Origin of the sequence: Mesorhizobium sp. M0243 (assembly GCF_040321775.1) — a bacterium.
Classification (GTDB): domain Bacteria; phylum Pseudomonadota; class Alphaproteobacteria; order Rhizobiales; family Rhizobiaceae; genus Mesorhizobium.
Genome location: NZ_JAMYSF010000044.1, coordinates 23156 through 29415 on the forward strand (window position 1 = coordinate 23156; position 6260 = coordinate 29415).

A 6260-nucleotide genomic window follows, 5' to 3' on the forward strand; every position below is an offset into this window, starting at 1 on the left:
TTGTCGCGATCCGCGATGGCCTATTCGGCGGCCAGTCTATCCTGCGTCTTGGTCTCGAAATCGCTGGCGTCGTGGCGCTCATGCAGTTGCATGGCAGGCTCGCCGAAAGCGCGGTTGACCATGCGGCCGCGCTTGACCGCCGGTCGGGCGTCGATCGCCTTGGCCCAGCGTTGCACATGTGCGTATTCCTGCACGGATAGGAACTCGGCGGACTCATTGTACATGCGTCCGAGCGCCAGCCCGCCATACCAGGGCCACACGGCCATATCGGCGATGGAATAGTCCTTGCCGCCGAGATATTCAGTCTCGGCCAGCCGGCGGTCGAGCACATCCATCTGGCGTTTCACCTCCATCGAGAAGCGGTCGATGGCATATTCGAACTTTTCCGGCGCATAGGCGTAGAAATGGCCGAAGCCGCCGCCCAGATACGGCGCCGAGCTCATCTGCCAGAACAGCCAGGACAGCACTTCGGCGCGCGCCGGCTGTTCGGTAGGCAGGAATTCGCCGAACTTTTCGGCGAGATAGACCAGGATCGAACCGGATTCGAAGATGCGCACCGGCGTCTTGCCGCTGCGGTCCATCAGGGCCGGGATCTTGGAGTTTGGATTAACCTCGACGAAGCCGCTGCCGAACTGGTCGCCATCGTTGATCCGGATCAGCCAGGCGTCGTATTCGGCACCCTTGTGGCCGCGCGCCAGAAGCTCTTCCAGCATGACCGTGACCTTGACGCCGTTCGGCGTCGCCAGCGAATAGAGCTGCAACGGATGCTTGCCGACGGGCAGTTCCTTGTCATGCGTCGGCCCGGCGATCGGCCGGTTGATGCTGGCAAAGGCTCCGCCGCTCGGCTTGTTCCAGGTCCATACTTTCGGCGGTGTGTAGTCGGTCATTTCGTGGCCTCGTGTCGGGGAAGGATGGCAGGTCGCCATAAACTAGGGCTGCGGATGTGTAAGTTCAACTTGCGTTGAACTATTATCGATGCCCTCGGAGCCAACATCGGCAATTGGGCACTTCCTCACCCTTGCGCCTTCTCCTGCGTGGCATACCTATAGAAGATGTCACCAAAGCCCATCCAGGACAAAAGCATGACCATCAATCCCAATCCGCGCTCGGTCGTCGCCGTGCGGGCCACTGTCCCCGAAGATGCCTTTACGGCCGGGGCGCTCGGCACGCTCAGGGAAGGCAGCGGCGTCGTCATTCGCAACGATGGGCTGGTGCTGACCATCGGCTATCTCATCACCGAAGCGGAAGAGGTCTGGCTGACCAGCCATGACGGCCGCGTCATCCCCGCGCACGCGCTGGCCTATGACCAGGAATCGGGCTTCGGCCTGGTGCAGGCGCTGGCGCCGCTCGGCCTGCCGGCGGTGGCGCTGGGCGATGCCGGCAAGGCCAGGATCGGCGACGCGGTCGTGCTGGCCGACGGCATCGGCCAGTCGGTGCAGGCCAGGATCGTCACCAAGCAGGAATTCGCCGGCTATTGGGAGTATCTGCTTGACGAGGCGATCTTCATTGCGCCGGCGCACCCCTCCTGGGGCGGTGCCGGGCTGTTCGGCGCTGACGGCTCGCTGCTCGGCATCGGTTCCCTGCGCCTGCAGATGAGCCGCAACGGCGAGGTCGCCGACATCAACATGGTGGTGCCGATCGATCTGTTGCCGCCCATACTCGACGACCTCCTGACGCGCGGCCAGGTGGCCAAGCCGCCGCGCCCGTGGCTCGGCGCCCTGTCGGCCGAAAGCGACGGCAGAGTGGTGGTGATGAGCGTGACCGAGGGCGGCCCGGCGGCCAAGGCCGGCTTGCGCCAGGGCGACATCATCTCCGACATCCGGGACGGCGCGGTCGACGGGCTGGCCGATTTCTACCGCAAGCTGTGGGAGAGCGGCTCGGCGGGGGCCGAGATTCCAATGCGGGTGCTGCGCGACGGCCGCGAAACCTGGCTGCGCGTCAAATCGGCCGACCGCGGCAGTTTTATGAAAAAGCCGCAACTGCAGTAGACGCGTCGATGGCGTCGGCGATGTCGTCGGGTTGGCCGATCCGCCCGACCGGCAGCCGCTCGGCCATCGCGGCCAGGGTCTCGTCCTTGCGATCGCCGGCCCCCTGCGTCCAGATCGTGGTGTCGACCCAACCGAGTGACACGGCATTGACGCGGATCGGAGCCAACTCGACCGCCAGCGCTCGTACGAGGCCTTCGGGCGCTGCGTTGACAGCGGCAACGACGGAGCCGCGCGCGGCTGGCCGGTAGGCGGCGATGCCGGAAACGAAGGTCATGGAGCCGGTTGCTACCAGCCGTGGCGCACCGTGCTTGGCGAGCAGCAGCGGGCCATAGAGCTTGCTCTCGACAACCTTTTGCGCCGCCTTCAAGTCAAGCGCCGGCAGCAGCTGGTAGGAGCCTTCGATGTCGGCGGCGGTGCTGACGATGTGGTTGACGTCGCCGATCCCCGCGAACAGAGCCGCGACCTGGTCTTCGCGGGTGACGTCGACGACGGCCGTTTCCAGCCCGGCGGGATTGCCCAGCGCCTCACGCGCCCGTTGCAGCCGATCCTCGCCGCGCCCGGCGGTGATCACACTGGCCCCAGCCTCGACGCAGCGCCGGGCCAGCGCCAGACCCATGCCAGAGCCGCCACCGACGATCAGGATTTTCTCATTTGAAATGCTCATTCGCTCTGCCTTTGCTTGGATGGAGAAGGGCAGGGAATTGGCAGTTCGGTACGGCAAGTGAAAACGGAAGAAACCGATAGCGCTATCGGAAGCGCCGATGATGCAGGGCGATCAGTTGCCGCAAGCGGTGAAGGCGGTGCCCGGGTTCCAGTCTTTGAAGGCGATGGTCTGGCCTTCGACCGAGACGGTCTTGTGCTTGGTGCTGCCGTCCGGCTGCTTTTCGCTGCCGGTGCCTTTGCCGGTCAGGACATTGTACTCGCAGGCGCTTTCGGCATTCTCCTTCAAATAGTCATCATGGTCATAGGCGAAGCCGGCGACGATGAAGGCAGCGTCGCGCCAGGCGATGGTCAGCGTCATGTCGGTCCGTTCGCTGCCGACCGGCATCGCCGGCAGGTAGAATTTGATCGAACCGTTGGGCAGCATCGTCAGTTCCGGCTCGGTGTCGGAGTTCTCGTAACCCGGCCGGTCGTAGCCGTTCCATTCCCCGTGGATCTGCTCGTGCACGGTTTCGACGGGCTTGAGGTAATTGTGCTCCTTGTCCCTGAGGAAGAAGTGGACATCCATCGGGTGGCCGGGCTCGGTCTCCACCACCATGGCGAGATCGACGGCGCCGTCGCCGTTGAAGTCCCCGGTCACCGCTGTGATGATCTTCCGGGTTTCGATTGGCTCGGCGAGGGCGGCCGTGGGGAGAGACAACACAAAGGCGAGCAACAGAGATTTCATGGCATATTCCCCCGGGAGCGAGATGGCGTGCCCGAGCACGAGCATGGCAGGTATTCCGAAATTTCATACAGCGGGGCCGGGAGAAAAATGTTCAGGTCGAGGGGCGCGAAGGAACGCCGTAGGCGCCCGCCAAGTTTGCTGCCGGAAACTGACAGCGACTCGTGCCATTCTGGTCGATGACGGGCAATGCCAGGGACGACAGAGAGGGAACTGATGGCGCGAGCGACACCGAAAGGACAGGCCGGCTAATGGCGCCGGTCAAGGTTGATCCCGACAAGGTCCATGAATTCCCGGATCCGGGCAGCTTCTACGCATGGCTCGGCAAGCACCACGCCACGGAAACCGAAGTGTGGATCAAGGTTCACAAGGTGGGGTCGGGACTGAAGTCGATCACCCCCAAACAAGCCATCGACGTGGTGCTGTGCTTCGGCTGGATCGATGCGGTGCGCAAGGGGTTGGACGACAAGAGTTTCCTGCAGCGCTACACGCCGCGCAGCCGGAAGAGCATCTGGAGCCTGATCAACATCGACAATGTCGCGCGGCTGGTCGAGGAGGGCCGCATGACCGAGCATGGGCTCAAACAGGTCGAGGCGGCCAAGGCGGACGGGCGCTGGGCGCGCGCCTATGGCAGCGGCAAGGAGATGAAAATCCCCGACGACCTGCAGGCTGCCATAGACGCCGAACCCGCTGCGAAGGTGATGCTGGCAAAGCTCAGTGCCCAGAACCGTTTCGCGCTCGCCTTCCGCACCCACAACATGAAGACCGAGGCCGGGCGCAAGAAGAAGATCGAGACGTTTGTGGCAATGCTGAAGCGCGGCGAGACGATCTACCCGCAAGGCAGGAAGTAAGGTTTGGGGTGGGCTGGTTTGGGCGCGAGTTCGTCTTCGGCACGGCAAGCCTGTCCGCACGGGATCCGGCGTTGCGCGAAGCGCTTCAGGATCTGAATCGTGAAATTGTTCCAACTGCTTGTTTTTGCGCAATTCGATGGTCGGCGCGTCGCGCGGCTGCTTCAGCAACGACATCGCCGGTGGACGAAGGACGGCACGGCGGCTACCCTTCGAAAGCCGCGACGATCGAGCGGCGGACGCTGGGAGTCGTTGCCGTTGAGAAGAGTTGCTTCGTGGACGATGGCGCTGGGTCTCATTGTCATCGTCGCGTGTGTGGGAGCCGGCGCCACGCTTGCCCAGACCTCGCCCGACCAGACGTCTCCCGACCTGGCTTCTCCCTCGGCCTCGCCGGCAAAAGAGATCTCGGTCGGGATCAAGGAGGCGCCGCCTTTTGCGTTCAAGCTGCAGGACGGCAGCTGGTCGGGATTGAGCATCGACCTCTGGCAGAAAATCGCCGGGCGGCTCAACCTTCGCTTCCGCTATGTCGAAGTGCCTGCCGTGCAGGACCAGATCGATGGCGTCGTCAACGGCAGGTTCGATGCGGCGATGGCCGCGATCACGGTCACGGCCGACCGCGAAAAGGCCGTCGACTTCACGCAGCCCTTCTTCACGACCGGGCTCGGCATTGCGACACCGCTCAACAACCAGCCGTCATGGCGGCCGGTGCTGCATGCCCTGACGTCGTTCGGCTTCCTGCAGGCGGTGCTGGGGCTGGTCATCATATCGGTGGTGGTCGGCGTCCTGATCTGGATGTTCGAACGTCGGCACAATGACGATTTCGGCGGCGGCGTCGCCAAGGGACTGTTTTCCAGCATGTGGTGGTCGACCATCGCCGCGACGCAAGCCAGCACCGGCGACTTCGGTCCGCGAACCGTGCCGGGGCGCGTGCTGGCCGCGCTCTGGATGATGGGATCGATCATTGCCATCGCGGTGTTCACCGCGGGCGTCACATCGGTGCTGACGGTGACGCAGATGGAAGGAATGGTGCAGGGCGAAAGCGATCTCGCCCAGGTCACGGTCGGCGCGGTGCAGAGCTCGTCGACGGCGTCCTATCTGGATTCGACCCAGATCCGTCATCAGGACTTTGCCTCGATCCAGCAAGGCCTCAACGCGCTTCGCGCCGGCAAGATCGATGCGCTGGTGCACGACAAGCCGCTGCTTGGCTGGCTGGTCGGGCAGAATTACGCGACAAGCCTGCAGGTTCTCGATGCGACCTTCGACCAGCAGCAATATGCCATTGCGCTGCCGCTCGGCAGCCCGTTGCGCAAGTCTCTCGATGTCGCCCTCCAGACCATCGAAAGCGATTGGTGGAAGCAGGCCGTTTTCCAATATCTGGGCGAGAAGTAGTCGACAGGAGCTTCCGCGGTGCGATGCGCTGGAAAAACCGCCTTCGCTCTGCGAGAGAGGCGGCCTTTTCTTCAAGAATTGATGGTTGCTGTCACTGGTTCAGGTCGACCGGTGTCACGCCAAGAAGTTTCAGGGCATTGGCATAGCTCCGGATGCCTTGCGCCTGCTTGCGCTCGGCACAAAACCGGTTCGCCTTGTCCTGGAGCGCGGTTGCCTCGGCGATCTGGCTTGCGCTGGTGCCTGGGGCGACTTTCGTTTGGATGGCCCCGTCGAGTTGAAGGCCGAGCTGGCTGCAATATTCGCTCCGGGTGACCGCTGCGTCCGCACCCGATTGTGCGACCGCCAGCATGGCGAGCGAAATGCCTGTCAGGGCACCGATCCGTCCGGTCGAACGTCGTTGCATGTTTCGGGACCATTTCTTCGCGTTGTGCCGCGGCCCGCTTGACCGCCGCGAAGGTGGTTATGACAGGCGATGTTTTCGCGAGTTTTTCCCGGATGTTGAATCTTGTTTCTGGGGTGTGTCTGGTGGGCGTTGAAGCTGCCAATCTCCCCCCTCGTGGCAGGGCTATCGCATATGGAATTCCTGAGATGTCTGCCCGGCACGGACCCCCACCCCTAACCCCTCCCCACAAGGGGGAGGGAGACTTCCGT

At 63.4% G+C, this 6260-nt stretch carries 7 protein-coding genes; 3 read left to right on the plus strand and 4 right to left on the minus strand.

The features are described from left to right. Positions 1-20: 20 nt before the first annotated feature. Positions 21-887, minus strand: a complete 867-nt coding sequence (yghU, locus tag NKJ11_RS32005) for a glutathione-dependent disulfide-bond oxidoreductase (RefSeq protein WP_128305565.1) — start codon at positions 885-887, stop codon at positions 21-23. Positions 888-1082: 195 nt separating this feature from the next. On the opposite strand from yghU, the gene NKJ11_RS32010 reads away from it, so the two are divergent. Next, positions 1083-1988: a S1C family serine protease gene (locus tag NKJ11_RS32010; RefSeq protein WP_128305566.1), complete on the plus strand. Its 906-nt coding sequence runs from the start codon at positions 1083-1085 to the stop codon at positions 1986-1988. Here the strand turns inward: NKJ11_RS32010 and NKJ11_RS32015 are convergent. Beyond that, positions 1963-2652 carry an SDR family oxidoreductase gene (locus NKJ11_RS32015; RefSeq protein WP_128305567.1) on the minus strand — a complete coding sequence of 230 codons (690 nt, stop codon included), beginning with the start codon at positions 2650-2652 and terminating at the stop codon, positions 1963-1965. The two genes, NKJ11_RS32010 and NKJ11_RS32015, sit on opposite strands and share 26 nt — an antisense overlap. Before the next feature lie 111 nt (positions 2653-2763). After that, positions 2764-3375: a hypothetical protein gene (locus NKJ11_RS32020; protein ID WP_164893069.1), complete on the minus strand. Its 612-nt coding sequence runs from the start codon at positions 3373-3375 to the stop codon at positions 2764-2766. A gap of 248 nt (positions 3376-3623) precedes the next feature. On the opposite strand from NKJ11_RS32020, the gene NKJ11_RS32025 reads away from it, so the two are divergent. Beyond that, positions 3624-4223 carry a YdeI/OmpD-associated family protein gene (locus NKJ11_RS32025; RefSeq protein ID WP_128305569.1) on the plus strand — a complete coding sequence of 200 codons (600 nt, stop codon included), beginning with the start codon at positions 3624-3626 and terminating at the stop codon, positions 4221-4223. 255 nt (positions 4224-4478) lie between these two features. Beyond that, positions 4479-5609 carry a transporter substrate-binding domain-containing protein gene (locus tag NKJ11_RS32030; RefSeq protein WP_245486369.1) on the plus strand — a complete coding sequence of 377 codons (1131 nt, stop codon included), beginning with the start codon at positions 4479-4481 and terminating at the stop codon, positions 5607-5609. Between the two features lie 91 nt (positions 5610-5700). On the opposite strand, the gene NKJ11_RS32035 is transcribed toward NKJ11_RS32030, so the two are convergent. After that, positions 5701-6012, minus strand: coding sequence for a hypothetical protein (locus NKJ11_RS32035; protein ID WP_164893070.1), 312 nt, complete (start codon positions 6010-6012; stop codon positions 5701-5703). Between the last annotated feature and the right edge of the window lie 248 nt (positions 6013-6260).

What these genes read in the sequence shown, in the direction of transcription:
- NKJ11_RS32025 (WP_128305569.1), top strand. Translation starts at nt 3,624, where the DNA reads ATGGCGCCGGTCAAGGTTGATCCCGACAAGGTCCATGAATTCCCGGAT.
- NKJ11_RS32015 (WP_128305567.1), bottom strand. Translation starts at nt 2,652, where the DNA reads ATGAGCATTTCAAATGAGAAAATCCTGATCGTCGGTGGCGGCTCTGGC.
- NKJ11_RS32020 (WP_164893069.1), bottom strand. Translation starts at nt 3,375, where the DNA reads ATGAAATCTCTGTTGCTCGCCTTTGTGTTGTCTCTCCCCACGGCCGCC.
- NKJ11_RS32010 (WP_128305566.1), top strand. Translation starts at nt 1,083, where the DNA reads ATGACCATCAATCCCAATCCGCGCTCGGTCGTCGCCGTGCGGGCCACT.
- NKJ11_RS32035 (WP_164893070.1), bottom strand. Translation starts at nt 6,012, where the DNA reads ATGCAACGACGTTCGACCGGACGGATCGGTGCCCTGACAGGCATTTCG.
- yghU (WP_128305565.1), bottom strand. Translation starts at nt 887, where the DNA reads ATGACCGACTACACACCGCCGAAAGTATGGACCTGGAACAAGCCGAGC.